We start from the raw sequence: 285 nt of genomic DNA on the forward strand, positions 1-285 counted from the left end.
TACAACCCTTATCTACGGCAATTTTTGACGATACATGCAAAAACGGTTGCCCTTGATGCTGATCCAGAAAATTTTGGACTGCGGTCTTACTGCGCATATCGAATGCAAATTTGTATAAAGCTGGCTGCCTTTGCTTAATCAATTTGGCTAGTTCAATCGTGGCATACACATCAGACATAGCGTCGTGCGCAGCCTCATGCGCGATGCCATTTGCTTCTGTTAACTTCTCTAGTCGGAAGGACACCTTGCCATCATCGCCAGTAGGCCAATTAATACCGTCAGGAC

At 45.6% G+C, this 285-nt stretch carries 1 pseudogene; it reads right to left on the reverse strand.

The annotated features are described in order from the left end of the window. Positions 1-285, reverse strand: a pseudogene (locus A3739_RS29645) (exodeoxyribonuclease I); the annotation flags it as partial.

Source organism: Oleiphilus sp. HI0067 (assembly GCF_001635735.1).